Consider the following 18,169-nt stretch of genomic DNA (forward strand, 5'->3'; position numbering starts at 1 on the left):
TCCCCGGGCAACTACCGCCGGTAACAAGCATGCCGACCGAACAGGTCATCGACCGGGACGAATGCGGGTCTCCGAGGAGGGCTGTCGGTGGCGGACAAGGACGCCGAGATCGCCCGGCTGCGGCGCGAGGTGGCTGAGTTGCGGCTGGAGAAGGAGATCCTGCGCAAGGCAGCCCTCTTTCGCCAAGGAGATGGATCGGTGTCCACCCGCTCCCGGTTCATCTCCACCCACCGCGCCAGGTTCGGCGTCAAGCGGCGGTGCCGGGTCCTGGCCGTGTCGCTCCGGGTTCTACCGCTGGACGGCCGGCGATCCGCGGATCATGCGGCGGCGGGGATGCCGTCGGTCGGCATCCCCGCCGCGGCAAGCGGAGCCGGCTCAGGGATTCTGCACCTGCCACTTCTGGTTGTCGCCGCCCCAGCAGGCCCAGAGCTGAACCTTGGACGTGCTGGTGTTCACGTCCAGGCAGAGGCCGGAGTGGACGCCGCGGATCGTGCCGTCGCCGTTGACCGTCCACCGCTGGTTATCGCCGCCGTTACACGCGTACGTGCCGACGACGGTGCCGTTCGTAGTCCCCCGGTTGTACGCGTCCAGGCATCGCTGGCCCCCCAGCGCGGTGAGCTGTCCGCCGGCCGTTACGGTCCATCGCTGGGCGGCGGTGTTGCCGCACGGGTACACCTGCACCTGGATGTTCGCAGTGGTGGCGCCGGGAATGTCCAGGCACTGCCCGGTGCCCACGTTGCGTAGCAGGTTGGCTGCCGGTTCCGGCACACCGCCGTCGCCGAGGCCCCAGGCGTACCTGAGCCGGTCACGACCGCTGGCGTTGGGGGTACTCAGGGTGAGATTGCTGCCGGTGCCGTGCAGCTTCTGCATGGCGTACCAGTCGTCGCTCTGGCCGGCGGTGACCTTGCCACCCAGGCCCGGCCAGTAGATCGAGCCGATCCGCAGCTCCCGCAGCACCGTGGTGGTGGCCCGGAAGTAGCGCACGAAGTTGTCGGCGCTGGCGGCGTCGTGATAGTTCAGCCCGGTGTCCATCGGCGCGCCGAACTCGTCCATGACGGTCCGCTCGGCGCAGGAGCCGATCGCGTCCCGCAGGAACGCCACCCACTGGTCGTAGTTCTTGGCACCGCTGAAGAAGGTGTAGTGGTGCAGCGACAGGAGTGTCCCGTCGAGGCGGCGGTCGGCGCACATCGACTTGATGTCGGTGTTAAGGCCGGCGCCGCTGACGAAGACGCGGTCGCGCGGGATCGACGGACGGGCGTTGAGCCAGCTGTTGACCACGTTGGCCCAGTCCGCGGCGCTGTGCCCGGCAGGCTCGTTCATCGGCTCGAAGTAGACCAGGTCGTTGCCGCCGTACCGGGCGACAACGGTGTTCCACATGTTGTTGAAGGCGGTCATGTTGACGATCCGGCCGCCGCTGGCGGCCACGCCGTCGTCCCAGTACGACAGGACGACCTTGAACCCCTTCGCGGTGGCCGCGTCGATCGCGCCGGTGTACGCGCTCCACCAGTTCGTACCGACCGTGTAGGTGTTGATCGGCAGCCGGACCGTGTTGGCGCCCAGGTTGTCCTGGAAACCGGTGTAGATCGCATTGGCCTTGGCCAGCACCGTCGCATAGCTGTCGGAGCTGCCCAAGCCGTACAGGACCAGCGGTCCGGCATGGAAATTGTCGCCCAGCCGGGCCCAGTTGACACCGCGGAACCCGGTGGTGTCCGCGGCTGCCGGCGAGACACCGAACACGGTGACCGGCATCGCGCCGAGCGCGACCAGGGCGCAGCCGAGTACCCGCGCCAGGTACCGCCCCGAGCGGGACCGTGCCCAGCGAGATGGGGCCGAGCGGGACCGGTCCGGCTCGGCCCGGTCGGCTGGCGTGTCCTCCGCCATCTCAGGCCCTCGCCCAGCGTTGGTTGGCGTTGCCGTGGCAGCTCCACACGATCACCCCGGTGCCGTTGGCGGTGTTGTTGCCGTTGACGTCCAGGCACAGTCCGGTCTGAGCGTTGCTGATCGTGCCGTTGCTGTTGAAGACCCACTGCTGGTTCGCGGCGCCGGTGCAGTCCCAGATCTGCGCCCGGGTACCGGCGGCGGCATTGTTCGGCACGTCCAGGCACTTGCCCATCACCTGCAGCGCCCGCCCGTTCTGGGTGAACTGCTGGTTGGCCCCACTGTGGCAGTCCCAGATGAGCATCTGGGTGCCGTTGGCCGAGCTGGCACCGTTGACGTCCAGGCACCGGCCGGACGCCTCGTTGCGCAGCCTGTTGCCAGTCGGATTCGGGGGGTTCGTGCCGCCGTTGAGGGCGTCGAGGACCGCCGTGTACGCGGCCTTCTTGTTGCCGGCGCAGTCGAACAGCAGGGCATTGTCGCTGCCGCGCCAGGAGTCGCAGTCCCGCACCCCCCAGACGGTGATGCCGGTGCAGCGGGAGACCGCCAGGCAGGCCCGGGTGACGGTGGCGTAGATGTTGGCCTGATTGCCTCCCTGGGTGACGTCCAGCTCGGTGATCTGCACGTCGACCCCGAGGTCGGCGAAGCGTTGCAGGTTGGCCTGGTAGTCGCCGGGGATCGAGGTGCCCAGGTGCGACTGGAACCCGACGCAGTCGATCGGTACGCCCCGGGCCTTGAAGTCCCGGACCATGTTGTAGACACCCGTCGACTTCGCGTTGATCCCGTCGGTGTTGTAGTCGTTGTAGCAGAGCTTGGCGTTCGGGTCGGCGGCGTCGGCGGCCCGGAACGCCGCCTCGATCCAGTCGTTGCCGGTGCGCTGCAGGTTCGAGTCACGCCGGCCGCCGCTGCCGCCGTCGGCGAACGCCTCGTTCACCACGTCCCAGGAGTGGATCTGCCCCCGGAAGTGGGTGGCCACCTGGGTGACATGGTTGATGGCGGCGTTGCGCAGGTCACTGCCGGAGAGGTTCTGCGCCCAGCCGGGCTGCTGGGCGTGCCACAACAGGGTGTGCCCGCGCACCGTCATGCCCTGCGATCGGGCGTGGCTGACGATGCGGTCGCCGGCCCCGTAGTTGAACCCGCCCCGCTGCGGCTCGGTCGCGTCCCACTTCATCTCGTTCTCGGCGACCAGGCTGTTGAACTCACGGTTCAACACGGACATGTACGTGTTGTCGGAGAACTTGTACGTACCGACCGCGGCGCCGAAGTAGCGGCCCTTCTCTGCCGCCGAGGCACCCAAGGTGGTGGCCGCGTGGGCAGCGCCGACGGGCACCAGCACCATGCCGGCGGTCAGCAACCCGGTCGCCAGCGTCGACAGCACCGTCTTGGTCCGCCGTGATCGCTGCGGAGAACCGCTCGAACGTACGAGGTCTTTCATCTGCGTCAGCCCTTCGGAGACGAACCAGGTACGGCGTGTTAGCGCTAACATCAAGGGCCAGGCGGATGCCCAGCAAGCGGTACGGGAGGCGGGGGAACGCTACACGTCGATGAACCCGAGATTGCCACAAAGTTTCAGGGCATTCAAGTACATCATTGCAATGCGGGATAGCCGCTGGTCAACGGGGGTAGCAGCGCATCGGACCGTCCCCGCCGACCAGGCCGCGAGCGTCCCGCAGGCCCGATGGCGCGATGCCTGCGACGGCGGTCACCGCAGGGTCCGGTGGATGGCTGCGCCCGATCATCGACGCCCACGCACCGTTCCTGTCCACAACAGGGGCGGAAAGTCCCTCGCCCGCAGTGGCGGTCCGACGGCTCCGGAGCACCGTCGAGCACCCGGACCACGGCACGGGACATGAGAAGGGCCCGGACTCAGGTTAAAACCCAGGTCAGGGCCTTGATCGTTGGTGCGCCGCCAGGGACTCGAACCCCGAACCCGCGGATTAAGGGTACGAAATCTTCGATGCCGGGCTCTGCCGACTGATGCCGGCCGACACCGTTTGAGCAGGTGAAGGAGCCGGTGACATGCCGCCACGTGTCACCGGCTCCCGCACCGTTTCGGGACGTACGGACTCCCCTCGGTCTCCCCTGACCCTCCAATGGAGCCAATCCACCCGTTTCGGGTAATCCGGGCTTGCATTGTGACCCAGTTAACAAGAATCTCCGTTGGGGCTGCCGTCGCCGAGCGAGCCGGGCCTGAAGAACGTGTCTCTCGCTACGACGCGCTGCTCACCAAGGCCGGGTTGGAGTCGGCCCGGACCGTAGACCACATGATCGGTCTGATGATCCGGTTCGGGCTCTTACCATTGCCGGCATCGACCAGCGATTGACTCTCGCGGCTGATCCGCCGTTGCCGGCGGAGGTCCTTCCGCTCAGCGACGAGGAGAAACACCGTGAGGACTCGCTGCGGTGGCGCTCCCGGTTCGGTCGTCTGTCCCCGCGGGTGCTGAAGCAGCTCCTGTGAAGGAGGGTGGTCTGGCGTGGACGCGGATCACCACCACGGTCGACAGGATCGCCGGCATGCTAGATGTGGACCCGGACAGGGTCCGCCGGGCGATCCTGGTGCTGCTCAACGAAGGGGACTTCTCCGTCGAGCGGCAGGGCGCTGCCGCAGATGTGGAACGTTCGCCGGTCATCAACGGTTCGACCCGCTCCTTGACCCGGAGAAGTTCCGCGAGCGCGGGTCGTAGCGGTTGAACGGAACGATCGAATGTGACGACGCCCGACAGGCGACGGTCAACGCGCTACGCCGGTCGGATGATGTCTGCCGATAAGCCGCAACTCGACGATCTTGTTCACGAGCGGGAATCCGTCGAACACCGGTCCGCCGCTGCGGACCTGTACCAGCGTGGTCAGGCGCTCGCGCAGCGCCTCCTGGTCGACCGGGCTGGTGTCGTACCAGATGTTCTTGACCAGGTTAAAGTAGCTGCGGTAGTCATGCCGCCTGCCGGGTAGCGCTGTCTCGTCGAGGACGGGGAACAGGCGCGGCGCAATGAAGTGCGACAGCTTCGACGAGAACACCCCGGAGTTGTTCCGCGTCGGCTTGATCAGAGCGGCGAGGTCCAGCAACACCTGGACCCCCTCCCAAGTGACGGTCGTGATATCGCCGGCCAGCCGCGGCTGGATCACGGTCCGCCAGATCGTGACCAGATCGGCGTGGTGCTGCTGAAACCGGACGTCGAGGTCCGCGTAGCTCGCGCCGCGGGTAGCCCGCCAGTCATACAGCCTCCGTCTGGTCCGCGTCCACCAGGCCGGGGAAAACGTGCCGTCGGTGATCGCGTGCTGATCCCTGTAGAACGCGTTGTGGAGGTCGGACGGCCACTGCCGCCGGCTGGCCCAGTACGCGACGCCGTCGTCGAACTCCCGCAACGGATCCACGATCACCAGCGCAGGGTACCGGCCGCCGTTCAGCACCAGCAGCCGGCAAGCCCGAGCACTCCCCGCACTCCTAGGGCAGCCTGCAACCTTGCGGAAGACGGTGGCGTTGATGGGGAACAACCGTTCGCCGACGGCCCCTCGGCCCCCGCGCGGCTGAGGGAACGGCTCACCCAGCCGGCTCCGACGCTAACGCCGTCGCCCTCGCCGCGCTGCCGGACGGGTTCACCCTGCCGGTCAACACCCCGCCGCAGGTAGTGACCGCGATCTTCTGGTCGGTCTGGCAACTGGGCACGCCCCACCACTTCGTTGCCGAAGGGCATACCGGCTACTAACCAACGTGGAAGTCCCGCTCCTTGGCGGTGCCGTCCTCGGACCAGCGAATCCGAAGAACCGCGCCATCGGAACCGCTGGCGGCATACATCACCGAAAGCCGACGACTCTGTCCCTTATGGATAACGGTTGGGCTCTTTGAGCCCCCCAGCACCATGAGCTGGCCAGCGCCAGGTATCGCTTCGCAAGTCACTGCGTCGGCATCACGGTCACCGGTGTTGGTCACGTCGATCCAGTGTTTGGTGGTATAGCGCGGCGCACCCTTCGAGGTGGTGCCGGAAACCTCACGTGCCTGATGTGGCTGAACCAGGAAGTCAACCCCGGAGGGATTTGTGATGACGGCAGCATTCGGAGCGAGGTCCAGCGTCGTGATGTCGTGCTCGATCGCCTTCCACACTTCATGATTCAGCTGGTCCGGGTTGCTGAATTCGCCGAGCAGACCCTTTGCCTGCATGTCCGCCTTAAACCCGCGCAGCGCTTCCAGTTGCGCGGTGTCGATGCTGTGAGGCAGTGGCGCCGTCGAGAAGTAGAGGTGAACCGGCTTGCCGTTCTTCACGGCCCTATCGATCTCCTCAGCCGTTCCGGACACCGCATCCAGCGTAGGTGAGCCGAGCCGCCCACCGAACAGTGCAAACACGATGTCCGAGTCATCCACGCCCTGGGCATTGATGAGCGCTTGAGGGTGTCCGCCCAGGAACGGAACCGCAGAGGTCTCCCACCGCCAGGGCTGAAGGATTACACTCTTCTGTCGGGCGTTGGCATCATTCCAGCTGTAGATCGCTTTCTCCACCGCGTCTCTGGCGTCCGGAACGTCCGACGGCGATGCGATCATGACTCGAAGTACGGTGGCTGAGTAAGACACGGCGTCCAGCATAGCGTCACAACTGCGACGTCATCCGGATGCGAATCGCGCTCAGAAGTACCACCGTCGGCACCTGCCCCATACAAGGCGGGCTTCGGGCACACCCAGCGCCCCAACGGCACAGTTAGTCCTCGTCGGCGTACGCGGGGTCGGTGTCTCGGACGTACGCCAGTCCGAAACCGCTCATGATATTCAGTGGACATAGCCGATCGGCTATGTCCACTGAATATCGCTGGTGCGCCGCCAGGGACCCGAACCCCGAACCCGCGGATTAAGAGCGGCCAGACTTCGAGGCGGGTGCAATGACCGAGATATTGCGTTACCACCCAATAGGAGCCCCAGAAGGCCGGTTCGGAGAGCGAGGTCCGCTTTCCGGCGAGGGCACAGGCCACGAGGTGAGCGTCGTGGCGTGCCAACGGGAGGGCCGCCAACAACTCGTGCGCCACCCACTCGTGCTCGGCGGTGTAACGTAGGTAGCAAGGAGCACCCTCGGCGGTTTTCACGGTCAGCAAGTCGCCTTCAAGCGAGGGAGTGCTGAGGTAGGCCACCAGATCGCCGTCGTCCTCGCTCGTCGACTGCGGCTGCCGACAATGTTTCGACCTCACCCGGTCGCCCGGCCCAAACGGATGACTAGAACCGAGTCAGATCGTTGAAGATCACGAGCCAGTTGCCGGACACAATGAGCAGGGCCTTCACAGAACATAGTAGATCGTGCACATTGCGTACATGTCGGTGGAGGGGGTTGCCGAGACGGCGGTATCGATCGGACTGGTGACGCCGAGCTTGCAGGACCGCGAGGCCATTGAAGCGGCTATTCAACTCGGGAACGCGGCGCGCTCAACCCTCGGTCATATGCCGTTCTCTGCGTACCGTGATGCGGCGGCCAAGGGCACCTTGCTGCTGGCCTACGCTGGAGATACTCCGGTCGGCTATGCCCTGTACGCGCTGGCACGCCGCCGTGTCCGGCTCAGTCACCTCTGTGTCGACCCCGCCTGGCAGGGCAAGGGCATCGCCCGGCTTCTCGTCGAGCACATCAGCGAGCACCACCGAGACCATCTCGGGATCGCCGCACGCTGCCGACGCGACTACCGGCTTGGTGAGATGTGGATTCGCCTCGGCTTTGCGCAGCGTGGTGAACGCCCGGGCCGTGGCAGCACCGGGGAGCCGCTGATTGACTGGTGGCGCGACCACGACCACCCCAACCTGCTCTCGGCAGACACCGATACCGTCCTGGTACGCGCGGCGATCGACATGAACATCCTGCGCGACCTTGCCGAGGCCAACCGCACCAACGCCGACGAGTCCTCCGCGCTGCTCGCACCTCACCTGGTAGGACTACTGGAAATCGTCCGCACCGCAGCCTTGAACACCGAGATCGACCGCATGGACAGTGATCTGCGCACACGGTGCACCGACCGGGCGCAATCGTTCCCTGCGGTACGTTCCGACCCTGCAGCACGCACCCGGATCGTCGATGAGCTGCGGCAGCACACGCGTCTCCTCGATCCCGGGAACCCGAAGGACACCCAGGACCTGCTTGACCTCCAGCACGTCGCTGAGGCAATCGCCGCCGACCTGAACGTCCTCGTCACGAACGATCAGGAGCTGACCCGAATCTATGGCGGGGTCGCTGAGCGGTATGGCCTGCGGATCATGCGACCCGCCGACGTCGTCATCCACATCGACGAACTGGCACACGCCGAGTCGTACCGGCCCGCCAGCCTCCTCGATACCGGCTACGTCGAACGGCGCCTGCGCAGCGGCGAGAACAAGACCGTCGAACCCTTGCGTAACCACATCTCGAAGGAACGGCCCCGCGACCTGCAGAACACCCTGAACAGGCTCGCTTTGAGCGGCGCGCAGCGGCTGGGCGTCTACCAGCCCACTGGTGAACTCGTCGCGGCCTACGCCACCACTACAGAGGTTGAAAGGCTGAAGTTCGGGTCGTCACGGTAGTTCGGGGTCGAGGGTCATGCCGGTGTTGGCGAAGAAGCCGGCGAGGAGGTCGGTCTGTTGCTGGCAGGCGCGTAGCCGTTGTCTGACCAGGTCGGCGAGGTGGTCGACGCCGTGGGCGGCGATGTTGGTGAGGCCGCGTTTCATCCACCGCCAGACGCCCTCGGTGGGATTGAGGTCGGGGGCGTAGGACGGCAGGCGGATCACGGTCAGCCACGAGCGGGCGGCGATCAGAGCGTGCATGCGGCGGCTGACGTGCACGTTGAGGTTGTCCCAGATCAGCACGATCGGCGTTCGCAGGCGCTGGTGGGCCTGATCGAGGAAGGCGATGTAGTCGTCCTCGCTGAAACTGCCGCGTTCGCCCGCACGGCCGCGGTGTAGCCGGGTCCGCCACATCAACCGGCCTCGTTGTCCGGGCTTGAGGCAGACCAGGCCGGCGATCGAGACCCGGGCGGAGCCCTTGCCCGAGACCTCGACCAAGGGCGTGTGTCCGCGCCGGGCCCAGGTCTTGCTCACCGGCGGCCGCAGGACCTGACCTGCCTCGTCCTGGAAGCAGATCCAGGCGTCCCGCGCCGCCGCTAACCTCTTACCGACGGCCACCGCCCGCGGTGCCAACTCGCGATCGCCTCGGGGTCACGCTCGACCGCCCGCCGGGTCGGGACCTGCTGGCTGTAGCCCAGGCGGTGCAGCAGATAGGACACCCCACGCAGCGTGTAGTTGACCGCGAAACGGCGTTCGATGACCTCGGCGACACGGGCCAGGGTCCAGCGGGCGTCCTCCCAGCCGTGGGCAAGAGGACCTTCATCGAGCATCTCCGCGAGTTCCTTCCGCTGGTCAGCGGAGAGCTTGCAGTCCGAGCCACCCGGCCCGGTCGACGCCAGGGCGTTCGTTCCGCCGGCTACCCATCTACGTCGCCACTCACGGACGGACTTCTCGGAAACCCGCAGCTCAGAAGCGATCTGAGCAGTCGGTTTGGACTCTTCGAACATGGTCGCGGCCAGGATCCGGACCTTCTCACGCCGGACCCGGGCTGCCGCGTTCATGCCACCACCAGCCGGATACCTCATCACCCCGACCTACCCAAACCATCGACGCAGATCACGCGGGCACGTCGAACGACGTCAGCCTTTCAACCTCTGTAGCACATCAGGCGTCTTACGGGTGCCGCTGCTTCGCGTGGCGAACCAGCCACTGGCCGATACCCTCGCGCGGCAACTGCTGTTCCGACTACGCCAGTCGGCGCGCGACGCTAGGCTTCCGATGATCCAGATCTCCGATCCGCACCTGTCACCCCAGGCACGCCTTGCCGCTGTTGGTGACGGCTTCATGGAAGCCGACGGCGTCCTCTACGGCTACGCCATCGCCGCCGTCGGTCCTGCAACCGAGGTCGAGCAGGTCGCGATCTCGGCCGCCAGGGTGGCCGGAATACCCGAGCCCGTGCCGTTAAGATCGGGTATGCCCGCAGTCGCCGCCGCCGAACTCGAACGGATCTGGTGGCCGATTAAGATCGTCGACAGCGAGCTACCGACCTACCTGATACCCATCCAGCAGCCATTCTCGACCCAGCTGCTCGGTGTCCCCGCCAGCATCTTCCCCCGCCGCGACGCCTTGGGTATCAGTAGGGAACACATTTACTACCGAAGTCCCGGCGGCACCCGGCCGCAGGCACCCGCTCGGCTGCTGTGGTACATGAGCGAGGGCGGGAACACCACCCAACAGCCTGCGGCCATCATCGCTTGTTCACAACTCGACGCGGTCATCGCCGCGCCCTCGGACGAACTCTACGATCGCTTTCAGCACCTCGGTGTTTGGGATCGAGACACTGTTCCGCACCGGGTTTGATGGAGACATCGAAACCTGGGAGGAACACTAGCGATGCCGGCACCGAAGAAGTACAGCGATGAGCTGCGTGAGCGTGCTACCCGGTTGGCGGTCGAGGCCCGCCGGGATCCGGCGTCCGCGGTCGGGGCGATCCGGCGGATCGCCGGTCAGCTCGGGGTTCATCCGGAGGCGTTGCGCACGTGGGTGAAGCAGGCCGAGACCGACGCCGGGCAGCGGCCGGGGACCACCAGCGGCGACGCCGAACGCATCGCCGCCCTGGAACGGGAAGTGCGTGAGCTGCGGCGGGCGAACCAGATCCTGAAGTCCGCGGCGAGTTTCTTCGCGGCGGAGCTGGACCGTCCGTCGCGATGAAGGTCGACTTCGTCGACTCCCAGAAGGCCGAACACGGTGTCCAGCCGGTCCTGCGGGCGCTCGAAGACACGCCGGCGCAGATCGCACCGTCGACCTACTACGCCGCCAAGACCCGCCCCGCCAGCGCCCGCTGTCGGCGCGACGAGGAGCTGACCGCGATGATCGAGCAGGTCCACACGGCCAACTACGGCGTCTACGGCGCCCGCAAGATCTGGCACGAGCTGCACCGCCAAGGGGTGCGGGTGGCCCGGTGCACGGTCGAGCGGCTGATGCGTGAGTCCGGGCTGCGTGGGCTGCTGCGCGACAAGTCGCCACGCACGACCCGCCCGGCAGCCGAGACCAGCCGCCCTGCTGACCTGGTCAGACGGGACTTCACCGCAGCCGGGCCGAACCAGCTGTGGGTCGCGGACCTGACCTACGTGCGCACCAGCGTGGGCTGGGTGTACGCCGCGTTCGTCCTCGACGTGCACTCCCGCATGATCGTCGGCTGGCAGGTGTCCACGAGTCTCTACACCGGTCTGGCCCTCGACGCGTTGAAGATGGCGATCTGGCGCCGCGAGAATCAAGGCGCTGACCTGGGCGGACTGGTCCACCACTCCGACCGGGGAGTCCAGTATCGAGCGATCCGCTACACCCAGCGGCTGGCCGAGGCCGGCGCCGTCGCCTCGGTCGGCTCCAAGGGCGACTCCTACGACAACGCCATGGCCGAGGCGTTCAACTCCCTGTACAAGGCCGAACTCGTCCGCAACAAAGGCCCGTGGCGTGGACTCGACGACCTGGAGATGGCCACCGTCGAGTACATCGACTGGTACAACAACCGGCGCCTACACGGCGAGCTCGGGCACGTCCCGCCCGCCGAGCACGAGGCACTACACGCGATGACCCAGCCGGTCACCGCACCCCTGGAAACCAGCTAACCAACTCTCCATCAAACCCGGGGCTTGACAGTTTGTTCCGTTCGACGGCCCGGACCATACCGCCCGACGGTTCCGCCTCCATCAACTACCCTGGCCGTCCGAGACGCTCCGTGGGCTCGCCGACGCAGCGGTGCAACTACGGGTCACCCTGTCATATTTCATTGAGCCGACCGCATCCCGGCGGGGCTGGCGTCGCCGCTACGCCTACGCCTCGCACAGCCTACGATTCGATCTGAACGCACCCCTCGAACCCCTCGATGCCTTCGTCGCCCGAGTCAACCGCGCAGCACAGGACGAAGAAGCAGGTGCCCGCCCACGCAGTGGATCAGAGCGCTGGCTCGTCGGGGGCAACCAGCGCAACCTCGGCTCACTCCACCACGACATCTGGGAAGGGTACGGAGCGGAACTCGCTGACTGCAGCCTTATCGCCGTCCACCCAGTGGGTGGCTGGTGGAAGAACAACAAGCGTGCCGACCGTGCAGATCTTCCCCTGCGCTACAGCCTCATCGTCTCCCTGCGCACAGCCAGCCAGGACGTCGACCTTTACACACCGATCGCCGTACAACTCGCCGTCCCAGTCAAAACCGAGATCAACGGGGCATGAGCAAGACCCTTCGGCCGGCCACTCCCACGAGATCGGCACGCAGCCGGCGCGGCTGCGGACCTCCGTCCCCTTCAGGCGACCTCGCGTGGCCGGCGAGTAGCTGTCGAACGCGGTCCTGACAGGCCGATCAACACCTACCGAACCCGTGTCAGGGTGCACGCTGCACCGTCCTCAGCTACTGTGCAGGGCATCTCCGATCGGCTTGGCCGGTTCTGCCGTCCAACCGCAGGTACGTTTTCGCGTCTCGGTGCTTTCAGGCCGGCGGGCGTAGCAGCGCCACCGCCAACCCTTGGCGGTACGGTGTAGCGCGATCATTGTGCTGCCACATGCTTCGCACAGCGGTGGTGGTTGGCTGAACTGCGCCGCGCGTTCGTGCTCGAGTAGCTTCCGGGCGAAGTGGGCGCCTTCCATGACGAGCATGACCTCGCGGCTTTGATGTTGCGAGAGTACGTTGAGGCTTCCGAGGAGCACGAGCCGCTCGTCGATGACGACGATCTTCTGGTGCATCTTGTACATCTCTACGATGGTGGGGCCGGCTGCTCGCAGCGTCGTCAGGTTCTGCTGTGAGTTGTCGGTTCCCTGCGTGTAGTCCCTGGCGTCGCGGACGAAGACGACGACCTTGACGCCGCGCGCGACTGCTTCGGCGAGTACAGGCGCCACCGACTTGGTGCGGTTTGCCGTCCAGGTGGCCCACATCCAGATCGAGTGGCGCGCGGTCCCGAGATGGTCGGCGAAGGTTTCGTAGAACCGCTTTTCGTCCTGGATCTCGGCGACGCGGACATGTTGGGCCAGGGTTTCGGCCAGCTCGGTGCCGAACTCTCCCAGCACTGGTCGGTCGGGTTCAGGTACCGATGGTGCGGTGATCAGCCGTTCGGCGGTACGGTGCGGATTTTGTTGCCGAGCAGTGGTGCGACGCGGGCGAGTGCGGTGTCAGGGGGTGCCTCTTTGAGGCGGCGCCGGCTGCCGATGAGGTAGAGGCGGTTCTTGGTTCGGGTGACGGCGACGTTGAACAGCTTGAGGCCTTCACGGGCGTAGCCGCCACGGGAGGCGCTGGCCTGTGCGATCCACCGCGGCTGGGCGTCGTCCTCAACGAGATCGAGGACCACGACGTCGAACTCCCGGCCCTGGAAGCGGTGAGCGGTGCCGACTTCAGTGGGTTGGGAGCCGGTCTCCTCCCGATCGCGAAACGCTTCGAGGGTCGCGTCGGCTTGCAGGTTGTACGGGGTGATGACGCCGATGGTTTCCCCACGTGAGCGGTGGTAGTCAGCCAAGGCTCGGCTGATGAGCGCCCCGGCCGGCCACCAGCCTTTGCTGGGGCCGGTCGCTCGTACGATGGCGAGGTCACCGAGCCCGTCGGTGTCGATCAGCACTATTTCCGGGTCGTCGGTGTCGCGGACTCGAATGTTGGGCGCGGCGCGCAGCAAGCCGTCGTAGGCGACGGCGTTGGCCACGTGCATGACGTCGTGACCGAACCGGTGCTGCTCGTCGAGGACGGTGCAGCCGGGGTGGGCGATCGCGTCAGCGGCGACGGTGATGCCGCACAGGCCGAACACGTCGTCGCACAGCCAGCGCTGCACGTCGGGACGGTCGCTGGCGGCTATGGGCCTGGGTAGGACAGGGCCGAGTTGCATGAAGTCACCGAGGAGCACGGCGGTCGTGGTGGCGCGGGACACCGCCAGGAGGGTTTCGGGGATGCTGGCTGCGCCGACTTCGTCGACGAGCACGACGTCGTAGGGGCCGTCGAGGAGGACCTTGGCGGTGCGCAGCCGCGCGAGGGTGGTAGCGATCACGCGGGCCTGGCGGATCAGGGTGCTCTCCGCGTCGCGGCGGAGGCGGTCGTAGTCGTCGTGGGCCTTGGCGTGTGCTTGCTCGAGGCGAGACCGGTTAGGTGCTTCAGCAGTCACACGGCGGCGCAGCGACTGCATGCGCTCGTACTCGGCGAGCAGGTGGTAGCGGTCGGCCCGTTCGACAAGGGCTCGCTGTGCTGGCGTGGCACGTGGGGCTGCCTCGGCTGCGAGTAGCCGCTGTTGAGCAGCCTGCTGGTCGGCGATGCTTGCGGACAGATCAGAGGCCACCGCTTCGCGGACACGCTGCGTTTCTGCCAAGTTGCGGTTGCGGGCGTCGACCTGGTCGCGGCTGAAACGTGCCTTGGCCCGCAGTGCTGCCACCTGAGGTTGGGTAGAGCGGTGGAACCGGGCGAGGAGTGACTGATTGTGCTGTACCTGCTCTTCGAGCGTCGCCACCGTCTCCCGTTGCGCCTGCAGCAACCCGCGAAGGCGAATCAGCTGACGCCGGTTGCGCGGGCCCGGGTCCACGCTCCGCCGTCCTGGACGGAGGTTAGGTCCGACTCGATGCGCCCGCATTCAGCTCGCGCGGCGAGCAGTTCCACCGCAACCCGATCGGCCTCCTGCTGGGCCAGCGTGGCCTGCCGCTGGATGCCGTCGAGTGCGTCCAAGGCCGCTCGGGAATCCGAGGTTTCCGCGACCGCTGCACGGGCGGCCTGAACGGCGGCATCGGCTTGTGCCAGAGCAAGCCGGCGTATGGCGACATGGTCACCGGCGTCCGCCAGCTGTTGCGCGAGCCGAGGCATGTCTCGGTCCCGGTTCACCGCCGCCTGGGCACGCGCGTGCTCGTCGGGGCTGAAGTCCGCGACGAGCTCTTCGACGGCACGCAGATCCTTTACCGTCTGTTTGAGGGCCAGGAGTTGGTCCTGCAGGGTCAGCCGCCGTTTGTCGGCCTCCGCCAGCGAGGTCTTGACGAGATGCGTGAGCGATACGTTGGGGTCGGCGGCTATCTCCCGCAGGTGGGGCGGCCCGACACGGATCAGATCTCCGGGACGGTGCCGACGGTGCCGCATGACTCCAGCGAGGGCGTTGTCGACGGCGATGTTGGTGGCCGACACCAGCAGGACCCGCTTACCAGCCGCGATCAGGGAACTGATCGCCTCGCTGAGTACCCGCGTCTTTCCAGTACCCGGCGGTCCCCACACCAGCCGCACCCCCGGACGCAGACAGGACGTGTATGCCTCACACTGCGCCGGCGTGAATCCCGCGACATGCTCCAGCGTCCGCGGTACGGCGGCTAGACGGCCGGCAGCGAGATCTCCAGCCAGTCCCGCCGGATCTACCGTGGCGAGGGCGTCACGCAGCCGATCCAGCAGATAGGCAGGAGACTGGCGTCGCTGCCACAGATGGGCGTCGGCGAGGTCCACGAACTCGGCCACCCGAACCCGTAGCTGCTGTTCCTCCTGCAGCACCTCGAGCGGCCGGTACCCGCCGTCAGCCCCTGTCGGCCGTGTCGGGCCGGCCACACGCAGCGCGTCGATCTGGTCGACGTCGGCACGCGACCCACGTAGATCGACGCTGTACCAACCCGCCTCCCCCATCGCATGGGCCCGCCCCACGCGTCCCCACGTCGCCGTACTCGCACCGCCGACGGTTGACCTCCACATGTCGACGACGGAACAGACGTCCTCGCGCCACCCCACGCCCATCACCTCCGGTCGCTCGCCGGATTGCCTGAGGTGATCCCACCCTCAGTCCCGGTGAGCAGTTGGGCCGACGCCATCGCGCTGTCAGGAAACCCGCCGCTTGTCGAACCCGAGACGCTGCCGCTCGACCATGATGATTCGCTGTGCGAGTGGTATCGCCTCATCCGTGAGGAGGTCGTGGTCGACGTAGCGGCCGTCGGTAGCCAACGGGTCCGCTCTCTTCGCGACGCTGTCGTGGGCGTAGGCCCGGATCAGCGCGGACTTGCGTCCGAGCATCTCCAACAGCCGCTGATCGACGGTGTCCTTGGCGAGCAGCCGGTGAACCCGCACCCCGCGGGTCTGGCCCATCCGGTAGCACCGTCGAATGGCCTGCTCTTCATGGGCCGGGCTGAGCTGCGGTTCGGTGAGCACGACCACCGACGCTGCCGGGAGGTTCAAGCCCACCCCTCCGACTGTGATCTGACTGATCAGGACAGCGTGACCGTCGACGCCGCTGAACTCGTCCACGACCTGTTGCCGAGTAGCGGAAGCGACGGTGCCGTTGATCACGAATGTCGGCGCACCGTGGAGGCTCGCGCGCACGCGGACCAGAACCTCCAAGAAGAAGGAGAAGACGACGACCTTCCACCCGTTGTCGGCGGCCTCCTGGACGATTTCGCGCAGCCGTTCCACCTTCGCCGGTACCTTCGACCCGTCGCTGACCACGGCGGCGCGTCGCATGTCGAGGAACTTCCGGTCCTGCACTGCCTGCCGGTAGGTTCGCGCCTCTGGCTGGCCCAGTTCCACCCAGTCTTCGACCTCGATCAGGTCCGGGAGCTCGGCGAGAACATCTTTCTGGTTTCGACGTAGATAGACATCCGCGACTTTGCGGCGGAAGCTGGCCGCACCGGCCAACCCGTCGGTGACGCTGATGTTGGCTGCCACCTGCGGGTTGAGGTAACCAATGAGGTTCCGGAACTCCTCGACCCGGTTCATCATCGGCGTGCCGGTCAGGAAGACGGCACGAGGAGCGCGAGCAAGAAGGACGGCGGCAGCCTGGGACCGCCGGGCATCCGGATTTTTGATGTACTGCGCCTCGTCGACGATGACCAGGCCCGGCCGGAGATCGTCAGGTAGGGCAAGCCTGCCCAGCGTTTCGAAGGTCGTTACCGCCACGCCGCCGGCGCGGCTCCATTGGCCGATCGCTTCATCGCGCTGCGGCCCGTGTAGCCGGTGGGCGGTCAGCGTGCTGTGCAGGGCTACCTCACCGAGCCAGTTCACCACGAGGCTCGCCGGGCAGACGACGAGAAAGTGACGCTCGCCGCCGGTGGCGAGGTGAGCGCAGACAGCGATCGCCTCGATGGTCTTGCCAAGCCCCATCTCGTCGCCGAGGATGCACCGCCGCTGCGCGAGCGCGTACCGGACACCGAACGCTTGATAACCGCGCAGCGTCACCCGCAGCATGCTTACGTTAAGGCTGATCTGCGCAGCCTGATCCTGTACAGCTTGGGGCAGATGGCCGTGGGCGGCCGCACCGTCCGCTGTCCTACCGCTGACGCGCTCCAGGAGGGTGTGGTAGGCGGCGGCGTCTCGGGTGAACTCCGCCCACAACTCCTCGTGGCCGACAGCGTGTACCTGCGCCATCAAGCGGGTCCACTCGGCAAGGAGGGCGACGGCCGCTTTCGCTTGACGGCTGGTCAGCAATCGCGCGACGTCCACTGCCGCCGCTCGGGCAGCAGCTTTGGTAGCTGGCCGTGCGAGCAGCAGGCGGATGCGGCTGTTGGCTGGTTTGGCTCTGCGCAGCGCGTCCGTGAGATCGGCGGGAAGTGAGCCGATGCTGGCGGCGGCGTCGGCGTGCAGTTGTGTGACAAGGCGCAGTGCCCGTAGGGCGCGCAGGAGCGGATCGAGCGCGGGGTCCTTGCGGTCGGCGTCCAGGCGTACAGCGGTGTTCTGCTGGACGATGCGATGCAGGTCCCTCGCCGCCCGCCGCATCGTCGCGGCGCTATGTTCGCCTACTCCCTGAAGGCGTACAAGCTCGTCGTGCGGCGCCTGCAGCACGTCCAGGACCGTCCGGTATCCCGCTCGCTCGACGTTGGACGCAAGTCGAAGACGATGACCTGCGGACCGGAGTTCCCGGACCGGCATCGCACGCAACTGATCAAGCACGGTAGCCTCGTGGGCTTGGCGGTAGAGCCTTCCTACCTCGCGCTCCTCCGCCGCTGGGGCCGACCGGAGAGCGGCGAGTTGCTCCACCAGTGCCTGCCCGCGGCGCCATGCGTCACGTGCGGCCAACCGATCGAAGGATGATGCCCCTGCCGCGTCCCGAGGCTCTGATTGGGCAGCCTCCCGTCGCCCCACAGTCTCATCCACTCCCTCGGCTCATCGGGACACTCAGCCTCCGCCAACCGCACGCGCCATCACAACGGTGCCACCGTGTCCGATGGATGATTGACAAAGTCCCGTCACTGCGGCGCCCGATCCGAAATTGGTCACGGTAGACATCGAGCCCCTTTCGCCCGCCTCCGAGCCGTCAGTAGGTAACGAGTTGTGTGCAGCACGATCAGGCGGGCAACCATCTGTAGTCTCGTCCATCC

At 66.6% G+C, this 18,169-nt stretch carries 14 protein-coding genes and 1 pseudogene; 5 read left to right on the plus strand and 10 right to left on the minus strand.

Going from position 1 to position 18,169, the window contains the following annotated elements:
• Positions 1-375: 375 nt before the first annotated feature.
• Both EV371_RS27245 and EV371_RS27250 read right to left on the minus strand, forming a co-directional pair.
• The gene (locus EV371_RS27245) at positions 376-1,881 is read right to left on the minus strand and encodes a ricin-type beta-trefoil lectin domain protein (protein WP_130464578.1); all 1,506 of its coding nucleotides are present in this window, start codon (positions 1,879-1,881) and stop codon (positions 376-378) included.
• Position 1,882: 1 nt separating this feature from the next.
• On the minus strand, positions 1,883-3,214 hold the full coding sequence (locus tag EV371_RS27250) for an endo-1,4-beta-xylanase (protein ID WP_486484975.1): 1,332 nt from the start codon (positions 3,212-3,214) through the stop codon (positions 1,883-1,885).
• A 1,175-nt stretch (positions 3,215-4,389) separates the two neighbouring features.
• On the opposite strand from EV371_RS27250, the gene EV371_RS33565 reads away from it, so the two are divergent.
• Positions 4,390-4,566, plus strand: a complete 177-nt coding sequence (locus EV371_RS33565; protein ID WP_165436844.1) for a hypothetical protein — start codon at positions 4,390-4,392, stop codon at positions 4,564-4,566.
• 39 nt (positions 4,567-4,605) lie between these two features.
• On the opposite strand, the gene EV371_RS27255 is transcribed toward EV371_RS33565, so the two are convergent.
• Positions 4,606-5,253, minus strand: coding sequence for a hypothetical protein (locus tag EV371_RS27255; protein ID WP_130464580.1), 648 nt, complete (start codon positions 5,251-5,253; stop codon positions 4,606-4,608).
• 322 nt (positions 5,254-5,575) lie between these two features.
• The gene (locus tag EV371_RS27265) at positions 5,576-6,409 is read right to left on the minus strand and encodes a hypothetical protein (RefSeq protein WP_207230621.1); all 834 of its coding nucleotides are present in this window, start codon (positions 6,407-6,409) and stop codon (positions 5,576-5,578) included.
• A 756-nt stretch (positions 6,410-7,165) separates the two neighbouring features.
• Between EV371_RS27265 and EV371_RS27270 the strand changes: the two genes are divergently transcribed.
• Positions 7,166-8,395 carry a GNAT family N-acetyltransferase gene (locus EV371_RS27270; protein WP_486484804.1) on the plus strand — a complete coding sequence of 410 codons (1,230 nt, stop codon included), beginning with the start codon at positions 7,166-7,168 and terminating at the stop codon, positions 8,393-8,395.
• Here EV371_RS27270 and EV371_RS27275 read toward each other — a convergent pair.
• Entirely contained in the window at positions 8,387-8,992 is a 606-nt protein-coding gene (locus EV371_RS27275) for a transposase (protein WP_486484501.1), read from the minus strand. The two genes, EV371_RS27270 and EV371_RS27275, sit on opposite strands and share 9 nt — an antisense overlap.
• Positions 8,971-9,435 (minus strand): winged helix-turn-helix domain-containing protein, encoded by a 465-nt coding sequence (locus EV371_RS27280; RefSeq protein ID WP_486484500.1) that lies wholly within the window; start codon positions 9,433-9,435, stop codon positions 8,971-8,973. Before EV371_RS27280 ends, EV371_RS27275 begins: the two co-directional genes overlap by 22 nt.
• Positions 9,436-9,553: 118 nt before the next feature.
• Between EV371_RS27280 and EV371_RS27285 the strand changes: the two genes are divergently transcribed.
• The 3 genes and pseudogenes from EV371_RS27285 to EV371_RS27295 all read left to right on the plus strand — a co-directional run bounded on the left by EV371_RS27285 (position 9,554) and on the right by EV371_RS27295 (position 12,106).
• On the plus strand, positions 9,554-10,234 hold the full coding sequence (locus EV371_RS27285) for a hypothetical protein (RefSeq protein WP_486484805.1): 681 nt from the start codon (positions 9,554-9,556) through the stop codon (positions 10,232-10,234).
• A gap of 33 nt (positions 10,235-10,267) precedes the next feature.
• A pseudogene (locus EV371_RS27290) lies at positions 10,268-11,502 on the plus strand (IS3 family transposase).
• Between the two features lie 130 nt (positions 11,503-11,632).
• The gene (locus EV371_RS27295) at positions 11,633-12,106 is read left to right on the plus strand and encodes a hypothetical protein (protein WP_130464581.1); all 474 of its coding nucleotides are present in this window, start codon (positions 11,633-11,635) and stop codon (positions 12,104-12,106) included.
• A gap of 171 nt (positions 12,107-12,277) precedes the next feature.
• On the opposite strand, the gene EV371_RS34695 is transcribed toward EV371_RS27295, so the two are convergent.
• The 4 genes from EV371_RS34695 to EV371_RS27305 form a co-directional block, all read right to left on the minus strand.
• Positions 12,278-12,934, minus strand: coding sequence for a phospholipase D-like domain-containing protein (locus EV371_RS34695; RefSeq protein ID WP_486484806.1), 657 nt, complete (start codon positions 12,932-12,934; stop codon positions 12,278-12,280).
• A gap of 35 nt (positions 12,935-12,969) precedes the next feature.
• Positions 12,970-14,373, minus strand: coding sequence for a DEAD/DEAH box helicase (locus EV371_RS34700; protein WP_486484807.1), 1,404 nt, complete (start codon positions 14,371-14,373; stop codon positions 12,970-12,972).
• Positions 14,374-14,387: 14 nt separating this feature from the next.
• Entirely contained in the window at positions 14,388-15,593 is a 1,206-nt protein-coding gene (locus tag EV371_RS34705) for an AAA domain-containing protein (RefSeq protein WP_486484808.1), read from the minus strand.
• Between the two features lie 87 nt (positions 15,594-15,680).
• Positions 15,681-17,633, minus strand: coding sequence for a DEAD/DEAH box helicase (locus tag EV371_RS27305; RefSeq protein ID WP_486484809.1), 1,953 nt, complete (start codon positions 17,631-17,633; stop codon positions 15,681-15,683).
• Positions 17,634-18,169 lie beyond the last annotated feature (536 nt).

The organism is Plantactinospora sp. CNZ321 (assembly GCF_004217235.1).